The sequence below is a fragment of the Micromonospora solifontis genome (assembly GCF_003725545.1).
In the GTDB taxonomy this organism is placed as follows: Bacteria; Actinomycetota; Actinomycetes; order Mycobacteriales; family Micromonosporaceae; genus Micromonospora; species Micromonospora solifontis.
Window position 1 is genome coordinate 1 of the sequence record NZ_RJLN01000200.1, and the last position, 932, is coordinate 932.

General features: G+C 67.2%; 1 protein-coding gene. It reads right to left on the minus strand.

Going from position 1 to position 932, the window contains the following annotated elements:
- On the minus strand, window positions 1-724 hold a 724-nt coding region (locus EFE23_RS27850), incomplete at its 3' end, for an IS110 family transposase (protein ID WP_309226389.1).
- Window positions 725-932 lie beyond the last annotated feature (208 nt).

Genomic DNA, 932 nt, shown 5'->3' on the forward strand with positions numbered 1-932 from the left:
CTAGGTGGAACCCGATCATCTGGCCGTGGTGGGTGGTGAACCGTCCGGCCAGGGCCAGCCGCAGGTCGTCGGTCTTGTTCCGTAGCACCCCGCGGGCCAGCCCGGCGAGGACGTGCGGGTCACGCTCGCCGGCAACGAGGGCGTCCAGCATCGCCCGGCCGGAGACGCCGAAGGTGTCCGACGCGACCACGTCCAGCTTGATCCCGGCCGCTTCGAGAACCTTGAGCAGCCGCTGCTTCTCCCGGGAGCGTTCCTCGGTCAGCTTCGTCTGATACCGGGTCAGGTCCCGGATCTCGCGGATGTCCTCCGGTGGCAGGAAACTACCTCGTAGCAGGCCGACCTCCAACAACCTCGCCAACCACTGCGCGTCCTTGACATCGGTCTTACGGCCCGGGACCGCTTTGACGTGCGCCGCGTTGACCACATCGATCGTCAGGTCCGGCCCGCCGGCCTCCCGTAGCGCCGCGTACACCGGCCACCAATAGGGGCCGGTCGACTCCATCGCCACCCGCGTCACCCCCAACTCGACCAGCCAGGACGCCATGACGAGGAGATCCGCGTAGAACGTGCGGAACGTACGGGTCTTCTCCATACGCGCCACCGGCCGCCGCGGATCCGGTATCCGCGCCGTCACCGTGACCTGCTTCTTATGCACATCGATCCCCGCGACATGCGTGTACAACACGTCCAAACGACCCGCCTCCCGTCCCGAACAACCCGCCACGGACGGCGCCGCTCGCAGAGCCCGTCATAGACTCATGACACTGAGACACGTGCACAGGGGGCGACAACCTGGGATACCAGGGACGGGCTCCCACACCATTCTGGCTTTCAGGCACCGCGAGGGCACCAAGCACAACCGGCGACGGCGAGCGACACCGCCGACCGAGTTTCACCCACCTGTGGGTGGCCCCGCCAGGGGCCATGGTTTT